The organism is Methylotuvimicrobium buryatense, assembly GCF_005931095.1.
GTDB classification, from domain to species: domain Bacteria; phylum Pseudomonadota; class Gammaproteobacteria; order Methylococcales; family Methylomonadaceae; genus Methylotuvimicrobium; species Methylotuvimicrobium buryatense.
The window spans coordinates 1-24,338 of the sequence record NZ_CP035467.1 but is presented as its reverse complement, the minus strand read 5'-3'; the positions used below and the strand labels follow the sequence as shown (position 1 = coordinate 24,338).

At 48.2% G+C, this 24,338-nt stretch carries 18 protein-coding genes and 1 pseudogene; 3 read left to right on the top strand and 16 right to left on the bottom strand.

Annotated elements, in window-relative coordinates; all coding sequences use genetic code 11:
* Positions 1 to 17 precede the first annotated feature (17 nt).
* Positions 18 to 497 (top strand): YchJ family protein, encoded by a 480-nt coding sequence (locus EQU24_RS00100; protein ID WP_017841456.1) that lies wholly within the window; start codon positions 18 to 20, stop codon positions 495 to 497.
* A gap of 59 nt (positions 498 to 556) precedes the next feature.
* Complete coding sequence (locus tag EQU24_RS00095) at positions 557 to 1,087, top strand: nucleoside triphosphate pyrophosphohydrolase family protein (protein WP_017841457.1); 531 nt, start codon at positions 557 to 559, stop codon at positions 1,085 to 1,087.
* Between the two features lie 5 nt (positions 1,088 to 1,092).
* Here EQU24_RS00095 and thyA read toward each other — a convergent pair whose 3' ends face one another.
* Together thyA and lgt are read right to left on the bottom strand one after the other, a co-directional pair.
* Positions 1,093 to 1,926, bottom strand: a complete 834-nt coding sequence (gene thyA, locus EQU24_RS00090; protein WP_017841458.1) for a thymidylate synthase — start codon at positions 1,924 to 1,926, stop codon at positions 1,093 to 1,095.
* Positions 1,923 to 2,705 (bottom strand): prolipoprotein diacylglyceryl transferase, encoded by a 783-nt coding sequence (gene lgt / locus EQU24_RS00085; protein WP_017841459.1) that lies wholly within the window; start codon positions 2,703 to 2,705, stop codon positions 1,923 to 1,925. The genes thyA and lgt overlap by 4 nt, the downstream gene beginning before the upstream one ends.
* Positions 2,706 to 2,962: 257 nt before the next feature.
* Here lgt and EQU24_RS00080 point away from each other — a divergent pair, with 257 nt between their 5' ends.
* Positions 2,963 to 3,949, top strand: a complete 987-nt coding sequence (locus tag EQU24_RS00080; protein ID WP_201764866.1) for a 2OG-Fe(II) oxygenase — start codon at positions 2,963 to 2,965, stop codon at positions 3,947 to 3,949.
* Positions 3,950 to 4,539: 590 nt separating this feature from the next.
* Here the strand turns inward: EQU24_RS00080 and tatB are convergent.
* The 14 genes and pseudogenes from tatB to dnaA all read right to left on the bottom strand — a co-directional run bounded on the left by tatB (position 4,540) and on the right by dnaA (position 24,338).
* Complete coding sequence (gene tatB / locus EQU24_RS00075) at positions 4,540 to 4,851, bottom strand: Sec-independent protein translocase protein TatB (protein ID WP_017841462.1); 312 nt, start codon at positions 4,849 to 4,851, stop codon at positions 4,540 to 4,542.
* Positions 4,852 to 4,859: 8 nt separating this feature from the next.
* Positions 4,860 to 5,075 (bottom strand): twin-arginine translocase TatA/TatE family subunit, encoded by a 216-nt coding sequence (gene tatA, locus EQU24_RS00070; protein ID WP_014146537.1) that lies wholly within the window; start codon positions 5,073 to 5,075, stop codon positions 4,860 to 4,862.
* Positions 5,076 to 5,162: 87 nt separating this feature from the next.
* Entirely contained in the window at positions 5,163 to 7,532 is a 2,370-nt protein-coding gene (locus tag EQU24_RS22660; protein ID WP_017841463.1) for a PhoX family protein, read from the bottom strand.
* Positions 7,533 to 7,925: 393 nt separating this feature from the next.
* Positions 7,926 to 10,496 carry a sensor domain-containing protein gene (locus tag EQU24_RS00060; RefSeq protein ID WP_017841464.1) on the bottom strand — a complete coding sequence of 857 codons (2,571 nt, stop codon included), beginning with the start codon at positions 10,494 to 10,496 and terminating at the stop codon, positions 7,926 to 7,928.
* A 238-nt stretch (positions 10,497 to 10,734) separates the two neighbouring features.
* Complete coding sequence (locus EQU24_RS00055; RefSeq protein WP_014146532.1) at positions 10,735 to 11,040, bottom strand: DUF3240 family protein; 306 nt, start codon at positions 11,038 to 11,040, stop codon at positions 10,735 to 10,737.
* Positions 11,033 to 14,098 carry an efflux RND transporter permease subunit gene (locus tag EQU24_RS00050; RefSeq protein ID WP_017841465.1) on the bottom strand — a complete coding sequence of 1,022 codons (3,066 nt, stop codon included), beginning with the start codon at positions 14,096 to 14,098 and terminating at the stop codon, positions 11,033 to 11,035. Before EQU24_RS00050 ends, EQU24_RS00055 begins: the two co-directional genes overlap by 8 nt.
* Positions 14,098 to 15,267, bottom strand: coding sequence for an efflux RND transporter periplasmic adaptor subunit (locus EQU24_RS00045; protein ID WP_017841466.1), 1,170 nt, complete (start codon positions 15,265 to 15,267; stop codon positions 14,098 to 14,100). Before EQU24_RS00045 ends, EQU24_RS00050 begins: the two co-directional genes overlap by 1 nt.
* Positions 15,264 to 16,520 carry a TolC family protein gene (locus tag EQU24_RS00040; protein ID WP_017841467.1) on the bottom strand — a complete coding sequence of 419 codons (1,257 nt, stop codon included), beginning with the start codon at positions 16,518 to 16,520 and terminating at the stop codon, positions 15,264 to 15,266. The genes EQU24_RS00045 and EQU24_RS00040 overlap by 4 nt, the downstream gene beginning before the upstream one ends.
* Before the next feature lie 84 nt (positions 16,521 to 16,604).
* Positions 16,605 to 16,988, bottom strand: a complete 384-nt coding sequence (locus EQU24_RS00035) for a hypothetical protein (RefSeq protein ID WP_014146528.1) — start codon at positions 16,986 to 16,988, stop codon at positions 16,605 to 16,607.
* Positions 16,989 to 17,081: 93 nt separating this feature from the next.
* Positions 17,082 to 17,258: pseudogene (locus tag EQU24_RS23400) on the bottom strand (DUF2283 domain-containing protein); the annotation flags it as partial.
* Positions 17,259 to 17,738: 480 nt separating this feature from the next.
* Positions 17,739 to 20,153: a DNA topoisomerase (ATP-hydrolyzing) subunit B gene (gene gyrB, locus EQU24_RS00020; RefSeq protein WP_017841469.1), complete on the bottom strand. Its 2,415-nt coding sequence runs from the start codon at positions 20,151 to 20,153 to the stop codon at positions 17,739 to 17,741.
* Positions 20,154 to 20,198: 45 nt separating this feature from the next.
* Positions 20,199 to 21,278: a DNA replication/repair protein RecF gene (gene recF / locus EQU24_RS00015; RefSeq protein ID WP_017841470.1), complete on the bottom strand. Its 1,080-nt coding sequence runs from the start codon at positions 21,276 to 21,278 to the stop codon at positions 20,199 to 20,201.
* Between the two features lie 457 nt (positions 21,279 to 21,735).
* The gene (gene dnaN, locus EQU24_RS00010) at positions 21,736 to 22,836 is read right to left on the bottom strand and encodes a DNA polymerase III subunit beta (protein WP_017841471.1); all 1,101 of its coding nucleotides are present in this window, start codon (positions 22,834 to 22,836) and stop codon (positions 21,736 to 21,738) included.
* Between the two features lie 185 nt (positions 22,837 to 23,021).
* Entirely contained in the window at positions 23,022 to 24,338 is a 1,317-nt protein-coding gene (dnaA, locus tag EQU24_RS00005) for a chromosomal replication initiator protein DnaA (protein WP_017841472.1), read from the bottom strand.

Genomic DNA, 24,338 nt, shown 5'->3' with positions numbered 1-24,338 from the left:
TACTCGTTATTTCATTGATGGTTGATATGTGTCTTTGCGGTTCGGGACTACTGTACGAACAATGCTGCCGAACTTACCATAACGGTAGCCGCTTTGCCGAAACCGCCGAAATCTTAATGCGTTCGCGATTTACCGCCTATGCCTACCAAGATGATTCGTATCTTTTAGCAACTTGGGACAATACTAAAAAACCTCAGTCTATCGATTTTTCCAAAGATAAAACGGTTTGGACCAAACTCGAAATCGTCAACGTCAAAAAGGGCGGTAAAAACGACACTAAAGGCTTAGTGGAATTTAAAGCCCATTTTAAACTGGATGACGAAGATCAAGTCATGCATGAACTTAGCCGTTTCAAAAAATCCGGCGGTCGCTGGTATTATTTGGACGGACTGGTTAAATCAATCGGCCAACCGAAAACGGAAAGCGGCCAAGGCAAAAATGCCCCCTGCCCCTGCGGCAGCGGAAAAAAATTCAAACGCTGCTGCGGACAAAATTAACGCAACTTTTTTCGCCTAATTCAGTCTCATTTCGACATCCATCATAACAGGGGACCGCAATGAATCAGCATTTAGCAGCAATCAGAGCTTACCACGACGCATTAGCGATTCCGCAAGCCGAGCACGGAGCGCCCGTTGATATTTCCGATATGGATATTATTCTACGTCAGGCTTTACTGATGGACGGCGGCAGCGAAACCTTTAAGGCGATCAAATCCGGCGAAATGGCTGCTATCTTGGCCGGCTTGACCGATCTCGCTTATTACGCAGTCGGCGCGATCGCGCTTTCGGGGAATGATGTCAGCGATGAACCGGTGGATTGGCGGCACGACGGCTTCGTGCTATCGGTCATGACCTTGCTGTCTAAGGAAATCGATCGATGTAAAGACGGCGATCCGAAAAACTATTCGGCACTCTATTGCTTATGTGCTCACTTAACCAAAGCCTTTTTGAATGCCGACTTTAACGGCGCCTTCCAGTGCGTTCACGCCAATAACATGGCCAGACTGAATGCAATAAAAAACGCCGATAGGCTAACTCAATTACAATTACCGAAAGCGCCGGATTTGAGCGAATTTATGTACGAATAACGAAGCTAAACCGAAATTGCCGCCTTGATATGCGCGTGAGCCTGGTAATCGAGCATCTCAAAGTCTTCGTAGCGATAATCGAATATCGATTCGGGCTTGCGTTTGATCGCTAAGCGCGGCAAGGGATAAGGCTCGCGTGTCAATTGTAATTTGGCCTGCTCCAGATGATTCAAATACAGATGGACATCGCCGCCGGTCCAAATAAAATCGCCAACCTCTAAACCGCTCTGCTGCGCGGCCATATGCGTCAACAACGCATAACTGGCGATATTGAACGGCAACCCCAAAAAAGTATCGCAGCTGCGCTGATACAACTGACAAGATAGTTTTCCGTCGGCAACATAAAACTGAAACAAGGCATGACAAGGCGCCAATGCCATTTTTCCGTTGGCGACGTTTTGCTGCGGACTGAGTTTTTCATCGGGCAAATCGGCAACATTCCAGGCCGAAACGATCATGCGCCGGCTATTGGGATTGCTTCTTAATTGCTCGATTACTGTAGCGATCTGATCGATATACGTTTTATCCGGAGACGGCCATGATCGCCATTGATAACCGTACACCGGCCCCAAGCCACCGCCGCCATCGGCCCACTCGTCCCAAATCGTCACTCCGTGCCGATGCAAATAATCCAAACGGGTATCGCCCTGCAAAAACCAAAGCAATTCATGAATGATCGATTTCAAATGAACTTTTTTGGTCGTCACCAACGGAAATCCGTCCGCCAACGAAAAACGCATTTGATGACCGAAAATCGATAAAGTACCGCTACCGGTTCTATCGCCTTTCAACGTCCCTTCGGTTAATATTTTTTCCAATAAATCCAGATATGGCTTCATGCGGTTTTTCTGTGAGCCCAGTAGAACATAAATCCGCCGATTATTATCATCGGCGTCGATAGGATCTGCCCCATCGTGACCCAATCCAACATCAAATAACCCAGATGTGCATCGGGCATGCGGAAAAACTCGACAAAAAACCTAAAGCAGCCGTAAAGCATCACAGCCAAACCGGTCGCCGCCATTGTCGGCCTCGGTTTGCTGCTATATATCCAAAGCACGACGAACAACACCACCCCTTCAAGAAACGCTTCGTAAAGCTGCGAGGGATGACGGGGCAAAGGTCCGGCATTCGGAAACACCATTCCCCAAGGCACATCGGTCGTTCGTCCCCACAATTCGGCATTAATAAAATTGCCGATACGACCCGCACCCAATCCGATCGGCGCCAGTGGTGCGATGATGTCGGTTAATTGCAACATGGTGCAATTATGTTTACGCCCGAAAATCCACATCGCGACAAACACGCCGAGCATACCGCCATGAAAGGACATGCCGCCCTGCCAAATTTTGTAAATGATGCTCGGATCGTTCAAAAACTCGCTGAAGTTATAAAACAAAATATAACCCAATCGTCCACCGAGTATGACCCCTAGTGCGCCATAAGTAACGAGGTCTTCGATCGCTTCCGGTTTAATCGGCGACCAGGGTTGTTCGGCTCTTTTTTTGCCCAACACCCAAACAGCGGCAAATCCGATCAAGTACATCAAGCCATACCAATGGACTTTTACGGGACCCAGACTGAACGCAACAGGATCGATATTAGGATAAGTCAGCATTTTTCTCGATAGGTAATGATTAACGGCCTTCCATTATACATGTCTTCCGCCGCATCCCGATAAGCACAAGTAACTCTCTATTGTCATTAAATATTCAATAAACTTTCACCGATTTGTCATATTCCGCTGTTATCTTGCCAAATTGTGCTCAAACAACTCCTTTGATACTGAAAATTCGCGCGACCTCATTTTTAAGTTTGGGGTGAGCCGAAATATGGACTTTCAACGGTAATTCAAGACATTAAATGGAGATTAAATTGCCAACCCTAAACGAACTATGTCAAAAAATCCGGCCCGGTAAAATCGCTCCGGATTTTTTATTACCGGAAGTAGAAGGAATGCCGGTAACTTTTTATGAACAATATTGTGGTCAAAGCCCGGTCGTAATCGTATTTTCCGCCATTCAAGTAGAACTCTTGCAATATGCGCCGCTAGCAGATCATACCAAGCTAATCGGAGTATTTTCCGGAAAGCAAAATCATCAGATCGATTCCCCATTTCCAATACTTCAGGATGACGGGCGCTTGACACAGGCTTTTTTAAACGCCTCACAGGTAAGCGAACCGCTGGTATTGATATTGCGCCCTACCTTGACCGTTTTTGCCTGCCTTGAAAATCCCACCCTCAACGAAATAGAACACATACTCGATGCGATCCCGGCACAATACTCCACAGTTTGTAATGAAAGCGCCCCGGTCTTAATAGTTCCCGAAGTGCTGCCCTCTTCGTTATGTACACAATTGATTGCTGCTCATGAAGCGGATAACTTTGATAGCGGCATGGTGCGCATGGTCGCCGGGGAACCGACACTCATCCCCGATGCCAGAACTAAAATTAGACGCGATCATCGCTTAAACGATCCGGATTTGGTTCAAGCTGTAAACGACGCATTAGTCGAGCGATTATTGCCGGTTATTGCCCGCGCCTTTCATTATCAGGTGACCCGACTGGAAGGTTATAAAGTCGTGGCTTACGATGCAATCACCGGCGGTTATTTTCGCCTGCACAGGGACAATGTGACGCCGGATGCCAAACATCGGCGTTTCGCATTATCGCTGAATTTAAACGACGATTACACGGGAGGCGAAATCGTTTTTCCGGAATTCGGAGCTAAACGTTACCGTCCACCGGCAGGAGGCGGGTTAGTGTTTTCCGGCACCTTACTGCACGCCGCTTCCGATGTCACTGCCGGAAAACGGTATGTGTTGCTGACGTTTATGTGGGGGGATGATGTTAGCGGTTAGCGGTTAGCGGTTAGCGGTTAGCGGTTAGCGGTTAGCGGTTAGCGGTTAGCGGTTAGAAAATTGTAACGGTAATCATGCATCTGTCAAATTCCAAAACTTCTTTCATGATTGATCGTTTAACCTAACGATCATGAGGAAGCCGTCATCAACCCGGCAAATCAAAGTGCGAGGAGTGGGTTAGTGTGCGGTGACTCGCTTGACAGTACGCCGTGAATAAGTCCTTGTAGGCTTGACGGCGGCTCGAACGCCAAGGATGGGATGGCGTGTAGTAGGGCACCAACAGAAGGCGCTTTAGGCGATGCAGGGCAGAAAAATCTGTCCTGCCGCCGACACCTGTCGGTCGAGCAACCGCACCCTCTTCGGAATCGGCATTGTTTTTCATATCGAAAAACTAGATAACGAGTCCAAATCTACGAACTTTCACACTAAAAAGCAGTTGACATGTGTTGAAGACCCGTTCGTGCTGATCCAAAGCGAAGCATGAGCGGATTCCACATGCCGGTCACTAGTTGGGCATTCTAAATCCCGTCCACCCTTCGACTCGGCTTAGGGCGAACGGGATTTAGAATGCCCAACTTATTTTTTTAGGATCAAAGTTTCTTGGCGCGCTTTGGCGATGGGACGATCGACGGCATCGGCTTGTTAATCTTTTGCCTGAGTTCATCGGCCTCTGCTTTGAATTGATCTATCTCCTCAAAGCCGTTTTGCTCCCGAACCGCTTGACGCAGTTCTTCTGCGTCCAATTCTTCCTTGATTTCGGCCTTGACTTTGGCCACAGTATTTTTCGCCTTGCCTACCCAAAAGCCCGCAACGCGGGCCACTTTCGGCAGTTTCTCAGGCCCTATGACCAACAATGCGACCAAACCGATCATGCACAGTTCGGTAAAACCGATATCGAACATAATGGGATTTAGACTTTGCTTTGATGTTGCAATTCGACCGAATCTTCCACTTTTTCGGACTCGTCTTTGCTTAATTGTTTATCGTCTTCGCCTTCCTTGACCGAATTGCGAAAACTCTTGATCGCGACACCCAAATCGGAACCTAAATTTCTAACGCGTTTGGTGCCGAATAAAAGAATCACGATGACCATGATGATGACTAATTGCGTAACGCTGATGCCCATTGCATCTCCCGGCTAAAAGCATTTTAAAAAAATGGGCGTCCTTGCCCACTAGTCTTTCCTTTAGAAAATGACTAACTAACGATCTCTTTATAAACCGACCACGCCGCCGTCTTCACGCGTAACGACCAATGTCGCTGAGCGCGGACGCGGACCGCTAGGACTGTGGGTTACTATCGCATCGCCAGGATGTCTGTAAACCGCGCCGCTATCCGGCCAGTTGCTGGTGAATGCACCCGGTTGCGAACGGTCGCCCGGATGTTGGAAGTTGACGAACAAGGTTTTGCCGTCCGGTGTCGAGACAACGCCGGTGGTTTCCTGATCGTTCGGTCCTGCTAGGAAACGCTTGATTTCGCCGGTTTCCGGGTTGGCCGCCAGCATTTGGTTGGCGCCGAATGGGCCGGACGCTTGTTGCGAGCCGCTCATGTCGGTTTGAATCCACAGCGTACCGAATTGGTCGATCCACACACCGTCCGCGCTGGCGTGGATGTTATCCGGCGTCAATGCTGGACCGCCTTGTTCCGGCAATACTTGGCTGTCGCCTTCCGTACCCGACAAGACAAAGATATCCCATTCGAATTTGGTCGCCCAAGAACGGTTACCTTGTTCGCGCCAGCGGATGATATGGCCGTAGGGATTCGGTCCGCGCGGATTGGCTGCATCGATTGGATTATTACCATTCTCATCCGTACGTGAACTGTTGTTGGTCAGCGTCATATAGACTTCGCGGGTTTGCGGATGTACTGTACCCCACTCAGGTCTATCCATTTTCGTCGCACCGACGACATCGGCCGCCAGACGCGTGTTGACTAAGACATCGGCTTGATCCGCGAATTCGACGCCGGCAGCGGCAGCTGCGGCTTGAAACTTCGGATCGTTGATGTCCAAGGCCAGCCATTCGCCGGTTCCGTCGTCGTTGAAGCGGGCGGCGTACAAGATGCCTTCGTCCAGCATGTCGCCGTTGGATTTTTTGCTGTAACGCGCTTTGGTGACGAATTTATAGATATATTCGTTACGTGCATCGTCGCCCATATAGAAAGTAACCGGCTGACCCAACTGCGGCGGAGACAACCACGCGCCTTCGTGCGCGAAACGGCCCATCGTAGTACGTTTAATCGGCGTACTGTTCGGATCGAACGGATCGATTTCCAGCACCCAGCCTTGCGTGTTCGGCTCGTTACGGTAATCTTCAGTCGCATCCGCACCTTTAGGCGTGGCATCGAAGCGGATGTATTGATCTTCGCCGCTTTGCGCGGTTTCCCAACGGTAACGGCTGTTGGCGGTAGGCACGCCAAAGCGGCTTTGTTCTCTCGGCCGGCTCAACGACAGGTCTTCTGCAATACCGGCTTGTGCCAACAAGGCGCCGAATTCGCCTTCCAACACGCGATCTGTGTCGTTAAATGTATTACCGGTTTGCGAATAAACCAAGTTGGTGACTTTTTGATCGAAGAACTCGTCGAAAATACCTATGATACGGTTGGTTTCCGGATAGAAACGCGCAAAGTAACGGCCTTGTACAAAGGACGTTTTACGGCCCGGGTAAAGAGCGGATTGCGAGTCTTCGAACCAGTTCAACAAGGCTTCCGCGCGGGCCAATTGCACGCGGCTGACAAAATAGCCCGCCCAGTTTTCTTCGCAGGTCAAATAAGTACCCCAAGGCGTGTAACCGTGCGCGCAGTTATTGATCGTGCCGCGCGCCATCGTGCCGTCCGGGCTGTATTTGGTTTTAACCAAATCGCTGCCGCGTACCGGGCCGCGAATTTCGGCAGGCGTGCCGGCCGTGACACGGCGGTTGTACGAACCGTTGACCACGCCCCACTCGCCGCTGATCGAATTTTTTTGGATCTCGACCACACTGACGCCGTGCGCGGCGATCTCTTTTCTGACTTCGTCGGTCGGACGTTGACCGGCAACGAAAGTTGGGCCGGCTGCATGAAATACGCGTTGATCGACATACTCATGGTTCACGCACAAAAGACCGTGACCGTTCGGATCGTCTTGCATCGGGAAATAATGCATGCCGTCGTGATGCGAGCCGACTTGTTGTTCTTGCTCTTCGCCGGTGTTGCCTTCAACCGATTTGAATTCCGGATAGCTGCCAGTGATCGGAGTACCCCAAGGAATCAGGGCTTGCGCTTTATAACCGTGCGGGAGGGTTGCGGTATCGGAACGCGTGACCGGAATCGCATCGAACCCTAAAGTAGGCTTCAATGCAAAAGGCTGTTTGCCATTTGACAATGCGGCTGGCGGCAGTTTTTTTGGGTTAGCCGCTTCGGCTATATTACCCATACCGGAAGCGCCGAAAACGCCGGCTACTGCAGCTGTCAAACTGCCGCTCAGCACTTGGCGGCGCGACAGTCTTTTTTCCAAAATCGTCGCGAAATGCGGGTTGTCCGAATGATTACTCATTGGCTCGTCGCCATTATCCATCTCAATCATCGGCTGTTTATTATCGCTCATGTAATGCCTCTCTCTTCGCTTAATCAAGGTTAAGGTGAGCGGTCACTATAATGAGGACATGTGAAAAAATGATGAAGATTTAGTGACTCTTAAATGACGAAAGCGTTACCGTGCAAGACTTAATCGATAATTGACAAGCATCAGTGAATCAACCCACTGGCTAATTCACTGCCATTAAGTTAAGGCGTCACAAAAATAAGTAATGCTTGCATTCAAGCTCTAATGTGCCTCAAAAGCTTGCCATCCATGGCACTGGATTCCGCCAGTCCATGGCGGAGTGACGGATTTCCTTAACTTAATGGCAGTGAGTGGCTAATTGGGTTAACTTTGTTTTGTACTAACTTTTCTTATTAGGCTTATACATTTTCATTGGCTATCACTTTTGATTTCCATTCACTCAATGTTCATCCCAAATTGATCGACCGGAACCGGTTTACCGAAAAAATACCCCTGAAACACGATGCATCCTTTTTCAACCAAAAACGTCAACTGCCGTTCGGTTTCAACTCCTTCGGCAACAACTTTCAGACCCAGGTTGCCTGCCATCGCAAGGATGGTTTCGACAATGACTGCGCTGTTTTTATCGACATCAATATTTTTGACAAAACGCTGATCGATCTTCAATTGGCTGAGCGGAAATTGCGTCAAGTAGGCCAGCGACGAATAGCCGGTACCGAAATCGTCGATCGAAATCGCGATACCCAATTCCATCAATGCCTGCATTTTTTCTATAGTGTCGTTGATATCCTGCATCAACACACTTTCGGTTATTTCAATCATTAACCGACTTGATTCGATATCGGCTTGCACAATGGCTCGCCTAACATTAGTCACGAAATCTTTTTGCCGAAATTGTTGCGAACTCACATTAATCGAAACATAGGCATAGTCCATACCGGCTTGTTGCCATAGTTTAATCTGGCTACACGCAGCCTCGATAACCCAAGCGCCTATTTGCTGTATCATGCCCGTTTCCTCGGCGATGGGAATAAATTCGTTCGGGGCAATCAGTCCCTTATCCGGATGATTCCAACGAATCAACGCTTCGGCGCTGATTATCCGGCCGTTTCTATCGACCTGAGGTTGAAAATAAAGCGTAAATTGTTGTTGCTCTATCGCCATTCGTAGCGCATTTTCGATCTGTAAGCGTTTATCGGCAGCTTCTTGCATGCTTCGATCGAAAAAACTGATGGTATTGCGACCTTTTTCTTTCGACCGGTACATCGCGGTATCGGCCTGTTGCAGTAAATCGGTCGCCGCCAATTGGCACCGACCGGAAAATAAGGTAACGCCCATGCTGGAACTGAAATAATGCTCGTTGCCTTTGATTAAATAGGGCTCGTTCAACTTGCTCATAATTTTTTCGGCAAGATTTAAAATTTTTTGAGTCGCCTCATCTTGACGATCGGTATCGGTATGTACCAAGATAACGAACTCGTCGCCGCCGAGTCGAGTCGGCGTATCCTCTTGTCGTATCGATTGCTTCAAACGTTTGGCTACTTGGACCAACAACTCATCGCCGGTTTGATGCCCCATCGAGTCATTCAATACCTTGAATCGATCTAAATCCATATACAAAATCGCCGCATAAGTATTTTTTCGTTTGGCTTGTATCAATACCTGTTCGATTCTTTCGAGTAACAGTCTGCGATTCGGTAAATCAGTCAACGGATCGTAAAAAGCCAATTGCGAAATATATTCCTCGAATTTTTTCTTCTCACTCAGATCGGTAAACACCGCAACATAATGCGTGGTTTCGCCCCGGTTGTTTTTAACCGCAGTAATGCATTGCCAAATCGGAAAAATCGAACCGTCCTTACGGCGATCCCAAATCTCGCCTTCGAATCGACCGTCGATTTGCAATTGCCGCCATAAGTCCTCATAAAATAATTGATCGTGTTGATCGGAGTGCAGAATATTCGGATTTTTGCCGATCACTTCTTCGGCAGCATAGCCGGTCACTGTCGTGAATGCTTGATTGACACGTAAAATTGTCGCGTCAGGGTCGGTAATCATGATCCCTTGCAAGCTTTCGAAAGTAATCGCAGCCAGGTGCAGTTCTTCTTCGGCTTCTTTATGTTCGGTCACATCCATCCATGCGCCGAACACTTCATCGATTTGCCCCGTCGATGTTCGGGTCATAATCGATTTGTCATGTATCCAACGATAGGTGCCGTCTTTATGCCGAAACCGGTATTGATGATTTAACTGTCCGGTTTCTTTTAGTTGTTCCATTAATTCGATAGTCTGCTCACGGTCGTCCGGATGCAGGCGATCGATCCATAAACTATCATTGCTGTACCAATCGGCAGGTGCAAAGCCGGTAATGCTTAAGAAGGCGTCGCTTATAAATGTCGTTCTATAGGGATATCGGTCATGGCCGGTAAAAAGCAGAGTGTATATCGCTGCCGGCGTGACGTTGACGACATGCTTGAAACGTTGTTCGCTTTCCTGAAAAGCTTGGTTACTCTGTTGCAGCAACTCAACCGTTTTATCTAAATCTTGATTGAGCCGCTTGAGTTCATTTTGTATTTTTAAGTTATATCGAATTTCGTCCTGTAACAGAGAATTAGCTTTCAATAATTCCGATGGGCTCGGAATCAATAGCGCTTTCGGTATTAAGGGCCAAAGCATTACGGCCGCTACCACCGAGACACCTGCAGTCAGTGCATCGATAATGCCTGACAATCCGTAAACGGGTCTCCAGATCGTTACGACATGCATGACATGCGTCGTGCCACAGGAAAAAATAAACAAGCTGAATAGCAATAATATGCCTTTGAATTCGACTTGCTTACGCTTATAAACGAAATAAAGCAGCGCAACCGGAATTGAAAAATAAGCCAAGGCGATCACGATGTTCGCCGTTACAGTTAACCATAGCAAGCCGGGTTGCCACAGGAAGCAATTACCGTGCGGCATTAAATCTGCGCTGCCGAATAAAAATTTCATCAGTTCTTGCATAATGGCTATCCGTTTATTGATTTACCGAATCTTAGAAACAACATGATCGGCAATTTATTTTATTACGGTTATTAAGGTTTATTAATACGCCATTCTAAGCGAAGAATACCGGAAAGATAAGACAATAGTTGTCGGCAATAAATAGTTATTAAATGTCCCTATATGGGTTTAAGCCCGACTTATGCGATACCCTCGCACTTCAAATTTCTGTATTAGCGTATGGAGGCGCCGGGAGAAATCAAATCACACCGCTATCGAGTACCGGCGATACCCGGTAGCTGATGCCCGAACCCGAAAATTCGCCGCGCAATTTATCGAGCAGCTCGGCCAAGCCCTGCTCAGGCAGATACATTTGAAAACGGATTTTGCGTTGACGGCCGGTCACCTGCTCGGCCAAAGACAAACCGACGTTTCGGTGGTCGTGAGAATAGACCGGCAGACTGCTGAAACCGTGTTCGGATTCCAGCGTCAACAAACAATCGACGACTGCCTCTTCAAGATCCGGCGCAACATTCAATGTAACTAAAAACTCAGGGCTACTCATCGCTAAGCTCCTTTGCCATACCAAAACGTTGAAACAATATCGGCAATAAAAACAGCGTCAAAAAGGTCGATGACAACAAGCCGCCGATCACGACGATCGACAACGGCCGCTGAATTTCCGAACCCGGTCCAGTTGCGTACAACATCGGCAACAAACCGAATGCCGTCGTTGCTGCAGTCATCAAGACCGGCCGCAAACGTCGCATCGACCCGACTACGACAGCCTTCCCGACCGGCATGCCGGCTATGCATAATTGATTGAAATGGGTCACCATCACCACGCCGTTCAAGACCGCGATACCCAACAATGTAATAAAACCCACAGAAGCCGGTACCGATAAATATTCGCCGGACAACCACAACGCAATGACGCCGCCGATCATCGCTAGCGGAATATTCGACAATACCAAAGTCGCTTGACGGACCGAGCCGAAGGTCGCGAATAACAGCAAAAAAATCAGGATCAACGCAATCGGTACGACAATCGCCAACCTTGCAGCGGCCCGTTGCTGATTTTCAAATTGTCCGCCGAACTCGACCGAATAACTGGGCGGCAGTTCGACCTGTTGCGCAACCTGTATTCGCGCTTCGTCGACGAAACCGACTAAATCTCTGTTTTCGACATTGCTGCGAATGACTGCGAAGCGCTGAGTTTTCTCACGCTCAATCGACACCAGACCTTCGCTGCGATCGAGTTTTGCCAATGCCGACAGCGCGACATAGCCGCCTCCCGGCAACGCAATCGGTAAACTAGCGAAATTCGCCGAACTGCCAGCGCCGCGCAACAGTAGCGGCGTCCTTACTTGACCTTCCTGAACGATACCCAGCTTCAAACCTTCGATCTGCGCTCTCAACAGATTCTCGACCGCATCGATATCCAACCCAAAGCGTCCGATCGCCGCACGATCTAGCTTTAATTGTAAAAACTGCATGCCTTCGTTTTGTTTCAGAAAGACGTCGCTAGAACCTTTTAACCCCCTCAACACCGCTGCGATTTCCTCGGCTTTTCGATTCAAAACGGTCGAATCCGGGCCAAATAATTTGACCGCAACATCGCCTCGGGTCCCGGTCAGCATTTCCGACACGCGCATCTCGATCGGCTGCGTAAATCCGTAAGAAATGCCCGGAAGTTGATCGAGCACCTTGCGAATCTCGTCGATCAACAGTTCCTTACTTGCCATCCGCCATTGATCCTTGGGTTTTAAAATCAGAAACGTATCGGTCTCGTTCAAGCCCATCGGATCGAGACCGAGTTCGTCGGATCCGACCCTCGATATCGCTTCGGCAATTTCCGGTACTTTTTCCAGCAACGCTTTTTGCACGCGCCCGTCGAGCGTTACCGATTGTTCCAACGTGATTGACGGCAGCTTTTCCAACTGCACGATAATATCGCCTTCATCCATACTCGGCATGAAAGTACTGCCGATTCGGTTAAACAACAATAAAGCCAGCAGCAATAATCCGCCCGCGCCAAGAAACACCGATTTACCGTTATCCAAGCACCATAGCAATGCCGGCCGATAGGCTTTAAGCATTTGCCGAGGCAGCCAGGGCTCATTTTGCGATACCTGTTTCAACAAATAAGAAGCCAGCACCGGAATCACGGTCAGCGATAATATCAAGGAAGCGGCCAAGGCAAACACGATCGTGAGTGCAACCGGCGCGAATAATTTTCCCTCCAATCCTTGTAAGGTTAACAGCGGCACAAAGACGATGATGATAATCAATGCGCCCGAGGTAACCGACACAGCCACTTCACGGGTCGCCCGGTAGATCATATGCAATCGCGGGAGACGCTCGGCTTTTTCTTTGTGCGCCAATTGCGTGATAATATTTTCGACGACGACCACCGCCGCATCGACCAACATGCCGATCGCAATGACCAGTCCGCCGAGACTCATCAAATTAGCGGACATATCCATCGTTTTCATCATGATGAACGTAAACAATGCCGCCAATGGCAACACCAATGCTACGGTCAACGCGGCGCGCCAGTTACCGAGAAACAACACCAGCATCAACAACACCAATACGATTGCCTGAGTCAAGGCAGTAATCACTGTATCGACGGCTTGTCCGACTAATACCCCTCGGTTATAAAAAACGCCGATTTTCACGCCGTCCGGCAAGGTTTTTTTGATGCCGTTCAGTTTTTGTTCGACCAGATCGATCGTTTGCCGGGCATTCGCTCCGCGCAGACTTAATACCAAACCGGTAACCACCTCGCCTTCTCCGTTACGGCTAACTGCACCGTACCGGGTCAGTGCGCCGATACGAACCTCTGCAACATCCCCAATCGTAATCGGCATGCCGGAAACGGTATCGACCACTATCGCCCGCACATCCGATAATTTCTGAATGCGCCCTTCCGCGCGAACGATCAAGGTTTCCTCGCCTTCTTGCAGACGTCCCGCTCCGTCGTTGCGATTGTTGGTCTTCAAAACATCGATCAAACGGTCGGTCGTAATATTTCGGGCAGCCATTTTGAGCGAATCGGGCACGACTTCGAAACTCCGCACCGTACCGCCCAGCGAATTGACATCGGCGACGCCCGGCACGGTTCGTAGTGCCGGGCGAATCACCCAATCCAATAGGGTACGTAGCTCCATCTGATCCAAGCCTCCACCCGATACGGTAAACATGAACATCTCGCCCAAAGGCGTTGTCATCGGCGCAATCCCCCCTTCAATGCCCTCCGGCAAGTCTGCCCACAAGGTATTCAAGCGTTCGGCGATTTGCTGGCGCGCCCAATAAATATCGGTACCTTCCTCGAAATCGATCGTGATATCGGTTAGCGCATACTTAGCGATCGAGCGCAGCATCGTTTGATTGGGAATACCCAGCAGCTCGACTTCGATCGGTGCGGTAATCCGTGTCTCGACTTCTTCCGGCGTCATACCCGGCGCTTTGACGATCACCTTGACTTGAGTCGGCGAGACTTCCGGAAACGCATCGATCGGTATCCGTTGCCATGCATACCAGCCGCCGCCTGCCAGCAACAGCACAAACAAAACAATCAATATCCGCTGAGCCAGTGCGAATCGAATCAAGTGACCCATCACTCAGCGCTCCCGGACTCCAGCCAAAGCGCTTTCAATGCCGCGGCGCCGCGCACCGCGACCGTTTCGCTACCGTCCAACTCACCTACGATAAAGACTGCATCTTCGTGCCGGCCGATAACTTCGGCCGGCTTAACCTCAAAGCCCTGTCCTGTCCGCACGAATACATAATCCCGCCCTTCGCTTTGCACCAACGCCGATTGCGGCAACTTAAACGCAGCAGTCTCAATACGCTTGATCGCTAAAGCATTGACTGTCTGTCCCGGCCGCAGCTCGGCTTGAGGTCCCGCTAATACGGCGCGCGCGAGCACCGATTGAGTCTGTTTATCGACATGCCGGCCCAGCAAAACAATCTCGGCGATAGCTTCTGTACCGGCGACTTTAACCTTGTCTCCGACCGTCAAGACATCGATACGATCCTGAGCGACCGACAGCTCCAGCCAAAGTTGTTCGAGATTCGCGATGCGGAACAACGGTGTGTTCGCGGTTAGACGTTCACCAACCGAAGCGCTACGCTGCAGTATCGTGCCGCCGATCGGAGCGCTAATTTCCAGTAGACTGTTCAACCGTCTTGATGCAAGCAATTGCCCGGCCTCCGTTTCGGTCATACCGGTAATCAATAACATTTGTTTGGCCTCTTGCGCCTTAGCTTTGGCGACGTTGAAGCGGCTAAGCGTTTCCTCCCATCGGCTCTGCGGAATAATGCCTTCCTTCTGTAATTTCCGGTCGCGCCGATAGACCGCCTCGGCTAATTGCGCTTCGCTGGCCCGTTTCAGATAGTCGCGCTGTAACGCCAAGAGTTCAGGACTGTTCAATTGAGCCAATACTTGACCTTGCTGAACGGCATCGCCATCTGCGACATGAATGCGGCTCACCATCCCCGCTACGGTCGTACTGACGATTTGTTCATTTTCCGGCGGAACGATCACACGAGCCGATGCAGTCAGAAGCGGTATTTCGTCGGCCTTTTCCAAGGCGGCGAGTTTAATATCCAAGTTGTCGATCTGCTCGTTGCTCAGATCGAGAACGGACTGTGCCGATACCGGCGAACAATGATTCTCCTGCGCCGTATCCGCTCCGACAACCTCGCACGCGTTTGCCGCCCAACTATTATTTGAGGCCTGTAAAACAAACAGACCGGCCCATACTGATAACAAGATTCGTTTCATGGCAACACTCCAACGGCCTGATTGTATAGTGCGATATCCCTTTGCAAGATCACCGAACGTTCTTTGGCGTTGAGGATGGCTTGTTGGGTTCTGGCACGGATTCTTAATAATTCGATCAGATTGATTTCACCGACCGAGAAACTTAATTCGGTCATATCCAAATGTTCTTCCGCCAGTTGCTTCATTTCATCGGCGGTTGCCTGTTCGGCGCGGTTGACTTCCAAAGCATGCTCGGCTTCGTGATAGGCGAGTTTCAAATCTCTAAACAGTTGCTCACGTTCGGCGATCAGACGATTTAACTCGACATTGACTGCGGCAATTTTCGGCGCCTGATGCGCGCTGCCGCCGAACGGTACCGAAATACCGACACCGAAACTTTCGGTATAGTTACTGCGCGGGTCGTTGTTGCCCCGATCGCTGTTGATGCCGACAGAAACCTGAGTTTGACCCGAGCCGGTCAAACGTATCGCTTCGAGTTCGGCTTGTTTACGGGCTATTTGACTGTTGAGCGCGGCCAAGGCGGGATGCTGCTGTTCGATTGTTTTCAGCGCAACCAAGGGTTCATGGAATTCGGCCGGAATCTTTTCGGTCCGCGTCAAATTCGTATAGCGCTTTCGGGCATGCATGACTTCCGATTCCGCCAGGGTCAACACCGACCGTTTCTGCAACAATTCGCTTTGCGCGAGCAATAAATCGGCCCGGGCCAAGTCACCCAATTCATAAAGCCGCTTGACCTTGCCGACCAATTTTTCGGTTAATTCATAATCGGTTTTTGCCTGGTCTTGACGCACTTCGGTCAATGCGATATCCCATAAGGCCGACCTAACTAATCCAGCGACACGCAATTTGAACGCCCGGCTTTGCGATTGCCTGCTGTCATCGGCACGTTGAGCAATATTTTGTTCGGCATCGCGTTGCCCGAAGTTCCACAAGGGCACGCTTACTACTGCATCGAGAATATGCAAGGTACCGCTGGTCGCTTCCAAAAAAAACAAATCTGCAGTAGCAGGTCCTGCTATCCAACTTTGCCCGCGCTCAGCAAGTGCTTTCGCTTCGTCTTCCAACGCTTTGAGCCATGCGGCATCGGGATAATGTTCGGCAGTGGTATCGATCAAACCGGCCAAAGTCATGGTCGGCTCGACCTCTATTGGATCGAAATGATCGACGATCATTTCGCTGTCTGCCCATACAACGAATGTCGACAGCAGGCAGCAACACAGCAAAGCGCCTTTTAAAGGCTTGAGGGGAATCATATTGAGCTCCGCAATATGCGGCAGCAGGGCCGCAACTGAAACAACGAGTCGGATATTCAGCGAATCCGACGGTCTATAAACTGTTTACAGTTGCACGGGTGGTGCACGGGGCGCTTGAGGTGAGGAAGAGGTTCGGCCGGAAAGCACATTCGGCGGTGGAGAAAACGCAACTTCGAAACCGAGACATTCATCCGGTTCGGGAAACACGAAAGCAACGAACACTACGGCAAAAGGGAGCCAATCGGACAGCAGCGTCGTTTCGGTTTCAATGCCTTGATCCAAATCGATCACGGACGCGTCGAACAATGCCAATGCATCGTCGTCGTTCGCGGCGTTGAATTGCTCAAAGCCGGGCATGTGCACGCCGTCCGACAACTCGTCGACCATCGGATGCGCATGCACCAACGGCGCGATCGATTGCAGGATCACGAGAAAAATGACTAAGGCTGTTTTGAAGGGCGTCGACATGGGGCTTATGCTATGCCAAATAGTGATTGGTGGCAATAAAAAACAGGCGTGTATCAATCAATGCGGTTCGTTCCTAACCGCGTCCTACCGTGACTATGCTGCAATACCCTCAACAATCAGATGATTAACGTCAGTGCGCTGGCTTGCATGCTCAAATGTCATTGCACAGACGTTGCCTTGTGCATCAACGTCAATGATGGTGTTTTCATCCAAATCCTTGGATTCCACTATCCCGCTGCTGCGGAACTCGATGTATAGGGTGTCGGTATCTTCGAAATAGGCTGACTTTCATGGTTTATACCCTCTATCGATAAATGCGTTATGTACGGTTTCCCCATCCGGCAACAGGATTACCCGCGGATACCGGCCTCCCATTTCTTCAATTCTTGCCCATCGCCTTATTCTGCCATCGAACTGTATGTGCTCATTTTCAGGAAACCGGACAACGTATTGAATCCATTCGTCCTTGATAATCTCTCGATCCGGTCTCATACGGGTTGTCAGGAAGTATTTTGTTGTCTTCACTGCTCTTCTTTTTCAGCTCTGTATGTTTGATTATGCTGAGCTATACCCACGCACCTCAAATTTCGTTGTTGACGCGTGGAGGTGCGGGGTGTTCGGCAAAGGCTTTGACAGCAGGGATGCTGTCACAGAGCCTACATGGACGTATTCACGGCGTCCTTTGACGGGCACCCCGACGCCGAAATTTGACTAACAAAGGGTATACAATCCCCTTTTTAGACCAAAAACCTACACATCCAAATTCGTCACATCCAGCGCATTCTTGACGATGAAATCCCGGCGCGGTTCGACGATGTCGCCCATCAGGGTCGTGAAGATTTCGTCGGCGGCGATTGCGTCTTCGATGCGGACTTGCAGCATGCGGCGGCTGTTGGCGTCGAGCGTGGTTTCCCAGAGCTGTTCCGGGTTCATTTCGCCTAGTCCTTTGTAACGCTGGATGTGTTGGCCTTTTTTGACTTCTTTCATCATCCACTCGAATGCTTGTTTGAAATTTTCGATAGGCTGCTGGCGTTCGCCCATCCGGATAGTGGACTGTTCGCCGAACATACCGACCGTGTCCTCGGCGTATTGTGCGATTTTCTGATAATCCTTGCTGTCGAAAAACGACGCTTGCAGCATAAAGGTTTTGGTATTGCCGTGATGGCGCTTGTTGACCGTTAGAGTGTAATCGCCGGCCGACATATAATCGAGCTCAAGTGTGAATTCCATTTTGCTTTGCGGTTTGTACAAGCGTTCGGCCAATTGGCTCACCCATACCCCTAAGCGTTCCTTGTCTTGTTTGACTTCGTCGGTCACGCGTTCCATGTAAACCAGTTGTTCCAAAAACGTATCGTCGTAGCGACTGGTCAAGCGGGTGATGACGGCCAATACTTCGGTGTATTCCTTCGCCAGTTTCTCTAAGCCTTGGCCTTGTATCGGTGGGGCGGTTTCATCGGTGTGCAGCACCGCTTTGTCGAGCGCCAATTGGATCAAATAATCGTTCAATTGCGCATCGTCTTTTACGTAATGCTCCTGCTTGCCCTTCTTGACTTTATACAACGGCGGTTGGGCAATATAGATATAACCCTTTTCGATGATTTCCGGTAATTGCCGGTAAAAGAATGTCAATAGCAAGGTGCGGATGTGCGATCCGTCGACGTCGGCGTCGGTCATGATGATGATCCGGTGATAACGAAGTTTGGCAAGGTTATATTCGTCCTTGCCTATACCGCAACCAAGCGCGGTGATCAAGGTGCCGACTTCTTCTGACGAGATCATTTTGTCGAAGCGGGCTTTCTCGACATTCAAGATTTTACCCTTAAGCGGCAGAATGGCTTGCGTGCGACGATCGCGGCCTTGTTTCGCCGAACCGCCCGCCGAGTCACCCTCGACAATAAACAATTCGGACAGAGCCGGATCTTTTTCCTGACAATCGGCCAATTTACCGGGTAACCCGGCGATATCCAGCGTGGTTTTACGGCGTGTCATTTCTCGTGCTTTACGGGCCGCTTCTCTGGCTCGGGCCGCATCGATGATTTTATTGACGATCGCTTTTGCGATTTGCGGTTTTTCCAATAAAAACTCCTGCAATTTCTCGTTCATCGTCGATTCGACCAGGGGTTTTACTTCCGATGAAACTAGTTTATCTTTCGTCTGTGAGGAAAACTTCGGGTCGGGGACTTTGACTGAAAGCACTGCCGTTAACCCTTCCCTTGCATCGTCGCCGATCGTCGAGACCTTTTCTTTTTTTGCTAAACCGTTGCTTTCGATGTATTGGTTGATGGTACGAGTCAACGCTCCTCTAAATCCGGCTAAATGCGTGCCGCCGTCGCGTTGCGGAATATTATTGGTGTAACAAAAAATGTTTTCCTGGTACGAATCGTTCCACTGCATCGCCACTTCGACGGTCACACCCTCTTTTTCGGCGCTAAAGTGAAACACTTCGGGAAATAACGGCGTTTTATTTTTATTTAAATGTTCCACGAAAGCGCTGATGCCGCCCTCGAATTCGTAGACATCTTGTTTATTGCTGCGTTCGTCTTCCAGGCAAATTCTGACTCCGGAATTTAAAAAAGATAGTTCTCTGAGTCTTTTCGCCAAGATATCGTAGTGAAACTCGACATCGCCAAAGGTCTGATCGCTCGGTTTAAAATTAATTTTGGTTCCGCTGCCCTCGGTAGGTCCGATTTCCGCCAATGGTGCTTGCGGTTCGCCCATTAAGTATTTTTGTTTATAGAGCTTGCCGTTTTTCCTAATTTCCAGGTTAAGTTCTTCAGACAGTGCATTGACAACGGAAACACCGACACCGTGCAATCCGCCAGAAACCTTATACGCATTATCGTCAAACTTACCGCCAGCATGCAGCACCGTCATGATAACTTCCGCAGCGGAACGTCCTTCTTCTTTATGAATATCAACGGGAATCCCTCTTCCATCGTCGGATACCGTAACCGAACCATCATTATGAATGATAACCCTGACTTCTTTGCAGTACCCGGCTAAGGCTTCATCGATCGAGTTATCAACCACTTCGAAAACCATATGATGTAGACCGGTTCCGTCATCGGTATCGCCGATATACATCCCAGGCCTTTTTCTGACCGCATCCAATCCTTTCAGCACCTGAATATTCGTACTATCGTACTGCTTAATATTTTCGCTCATGTGTGTTCACTACCTTCTCAATGTACCAATGTTTCACGTGAAACATTACGCTTGTTTAATTTCACCATGTTCCACGTGGAACATTTTATAGTTATTAAGTTTACTCAAATCACCATACTCAGACAGCTCAGTGGCCGTGATAAAAACCTGAACATCCATTGCTTGTAAATATTCTATTAACAGCGCTCTTTTGGTTGTATCCAATTCAGCAGTAAAATCATCGATTAAAACACAGACATTGTTACTCTGATGTGTCGACAATAATTGTACTTGCGCAAGCTTTAAACATAGAACTAACAATTTCAATTGTCCGCGTGATACAAAGTCCTTGGCGAGTCGATTGTTAACCGAAACAATGAAGTCGGCACGATGCGGACCACTATGCGTCATTTTATAGCGTAGATCACGATCGAGGTCATCATCCAAGGATTGGCGAAAGCCTTTACCGCTATCCCAACCCGATAAATAATCGAATTGAACAGTTTCACATCCTAAAAATCGACTGACAAATTCTTGAAAAACCGGCTCAAGCCTTTGTAAATAGGCTCGCCTATATTGATCGACTATTGTACCGTAATTAACCATTTCATTATTCCAGACTTGGATGGAATGCGTTTGCTTTAGTTTGATTAAGGCATTACGTTGATTCAATGCGGTTTTGTACTGCCGCCAAGCCAAGAGAAATTGTTCGTTTTCATTGAAAGTCCCCCAATCGATAAATTCTCTTCTAATTTGGGGCCCGGTATCCAATAGACGATAAGATTTAGGCTCAATCAATTGAATAGGTAAGGCATAAGCAAGCAAATGCCGGGGTTGGTTAGGTAATTGCTGAATTCGGATTTCAGAAACCTTCCCATCGAATTGTACGCCTAGTTGGCAACTGCTGCGCCCGCCCTGTTGCAACACTTTGCCCGATACGATTAAATCGTTTCGATCAAAGTTTACGACTTGTTTGATATGTGTGGTTCTAAAAGAACGTGCCCGGCCAAGAATGAATATCGCTTCAAGGACAGAACTCTTACCGCTTGCATTAGCCCCGTAAATTAAATTGAGTCCGGGCGATGGTTGCAGACTGGCTTGCCGAATATTTCTAACATTAAAAATGTCGAGCTTTTGTAAACTCATCGTTTATTAGTTGCTAGTCAAAAAAAGCACGCGGTTAACACCGGTTAGATGAACAACAAGCTCGTTTTTTTGTTGCTTCCACATTTAATAATGACTGCGATTTAGAAATTTCAGGAAGTTAGTGAAAAGTTGACCTTAACGTTCATGAAAGCCAGGTCATCGCCCCGGAAAATGAAAGCTCTGGGTAGCTGAGGGTGCGGTCACTCGACCGACAGGACACCGTGAATACGTCCGTGTAGGCTTGACGGCGGCTATCCTTGCCGCCGACGCCTGTCGGACGAGAAACCGCCCCTCTTCGCAACCGGCATTGTTTTTCATATCGAAAAATTAGATAAAGAGTCTCAATCTACGAACTTTCACAGTAAAAAAAGCATGTCGAGGCAATAACTGATTCATTTGACTTCAAAGGCTTCATTTTTCCATTGATAAAGCTCCCCAAAATTGCATAAAGCAAAGATCATAGACGCATCGGCATCACGATGAATCGATAAGACCTAGTTTCCGGTTCGTCAATGATGCAGCAACTGGAATTACTTGCAATCGTCAACTCTGAAATTTCCGAATCGATATTAGAAATGGCATCAAGCACATATTGCACATTAAACGCAATCGAAAGCGGTTCGCCGACATAATCGGTAACAATTTCTTCTTCGGCTTCTTCGTGTTCAGGATTGTGCGCACTGATTTTCAGCGAATCCGAAGAAAGGTCGAAAGTCACACCTTTGTATTTTTCATTCGATAAAATCGCCACTCGAGTCAATGCATCTTTTAATAACTGACGTTGAATATGAATCGGCGTTAGAAAATCTTGATGAAAGACACGGTTAAAATCGGGGTATTTGGCATCGACCAATTTAGCTGAAAAGATCGTATTGTTGATCGTAACCCTTATGTTATTACTGGAAAATTCAATAGCAAGTTGAATTTGAGGATCATCCAATAAACGCACCAATTCCATGACCCCTTTTCTGGGCAAAATGATACGCGCTTCATATCCGGCTGGATTTGCTAAGTTGTCTTCGAAAACCGATAAACGATGTCCATCGGATGCCACGAGTTTGATACGCGAATTGGAAATGTTGAGTAATAAACCGTTCAGATAATAACGGACATCCTGAGACGCCATACAAAAAACGGTTTTCTCAAGCGCTTTTTTAAAAAGCCCTGCATTGATGGTAAACCTATGATCTAACTCGGTTTCTGAAAATTCCGGATAATTTTCGGCAGGCAGTGTACTTAAAATAAAGCGGCTACGTCCCGAGAGCACCTTAACTTTGTCGTCGGCGACTTCTAATTTGATATCGGCACCGGTCGGCAGCAAGCGGCAAATATCGAGAAACTTTCGGGCGGGTAAAGTAATTTCGGCAAAAGTCGTATTTTCTATCGCAATTTCGGTAACGATTTGAACTTCAAGATCAGTACCGGTCATTACCAAGGTGTTTTCACGAAAAACCATCAGCACATTCGACAAAATCGGCATGGTTTGTCTTTTTTCAATCACACTGACAATTTGCTGCAATGGAACCAATAGCTGTTCTCTATTAATAATATATTTCATATAAGATATTTATTTATATTTACTATTAGCCTATAAAAAAAGCGTGATAAGTCATTTTTTATTTTATTTATCAATAGCTTATGAACTGTAAAACCGGCGTTTAAAGCTGTGGATAAGCGCTTGATAAAAAGAGGATAACTCTCCTTCTCTGCTAAAGACTATAGTTATCCACAAGTTAAACACCGTTAATGCGACAATGTTCTCAACAGGTTTAAATAATCTTCCTCAAGCTTTACATCCGAATCACGTAAAGAAGCAATGCGTTTACAAGCATTAATAACCGTGGTGTGATCGCGTCCACCGAATGCTTCGCCGATTTCCGGAAAACTGTGCGAAGTTAATTCACGAGCTAGACACATAGCAATTTGCCGTGGTCGGGTAATGGATTGCCTGCGATTTTTCGACGATAAATCTGCAACCCGGATTTTAAAATATTCGGCAACGGTTTTTTGGATGTTATCGATATTGACGAGCTTATCTTGCAATGAAATCAGATCGTGCAATGCTTCTTTGGTAAATTCGGTGGTAATTTCACGTCCGGTAAATTGCGCATTGGCAATAACTCGTCGTAATGCGCCTTCGAGATCTCGTACATTCGAAGGGATCCTTTTACCGATAAAAAATGCGACTTCCTGAGGTAGATCGACACCCGCCATCATTGCTTTTTTCATTAAAATAGCGGCACGGGTTTCAAGGTCCGGGGGTTCGATTGCAACCGGTAATCCCCAACCGAAGCGCGATTTCAAACGGTCTTCCAAACCGACGATTTCTTTCGGGTATTTATCGCAGGTTAAAACGACCTGGTGTTTTTTTTCCAACAACGTGTTGAAGGTATGGAAAAACTCTTCTTGAGAGCGTTCCTTGCCGGCAAAGAATTGAATATCGTCAATCAGCAATGTATCGACGCCTCGATAATATTCCTTGAAAGTATCGATCGCATTTTGTTGTAAAGCCTTGACCATATCCTGCACGAATTTTTCGGAATGCAGATAAACGATTTTCGCGGACGGATTATGTTGCAGGATCGCATTACCGATCGCATGCATCAGATGCGTTTTACCTAAACCGGAGGCGCCGTAAATTAATAACGGATTGTATGCCTTGCCAATATTTTCGGAGACTTGAATAGAGGCCGCTTTTGCTAGTTGGTTGGATTTACCTTCGACAAAGTTATCGAAAATGAATGCTCTATTAAGAAAGTTAGGGCGTGATTTTTTGGAATCGGGGGCTTTGGTATGCTGCGGTGCAGGAGCCGGTATGGCTTTCTTAGAGCCGATGTCCAATTGTAAACTTAAGGAACCGTTGGATAATTGCTGTATCGCTTCTTCCAGTTTGGCGAAATGATGTTCTTTTACCCAATCCAGCACAAACCGGTTCGGCGCTAATAACTTGATTTGTCCATCGGTTTCGATTGCCTGCAAAGGTCTAATCCAGGTGCTGAATTCCGAGGAAGAAATTTCATTTTCAAGTTTAGCGAGACAGTTGTTCCAGAGTGCACTCAT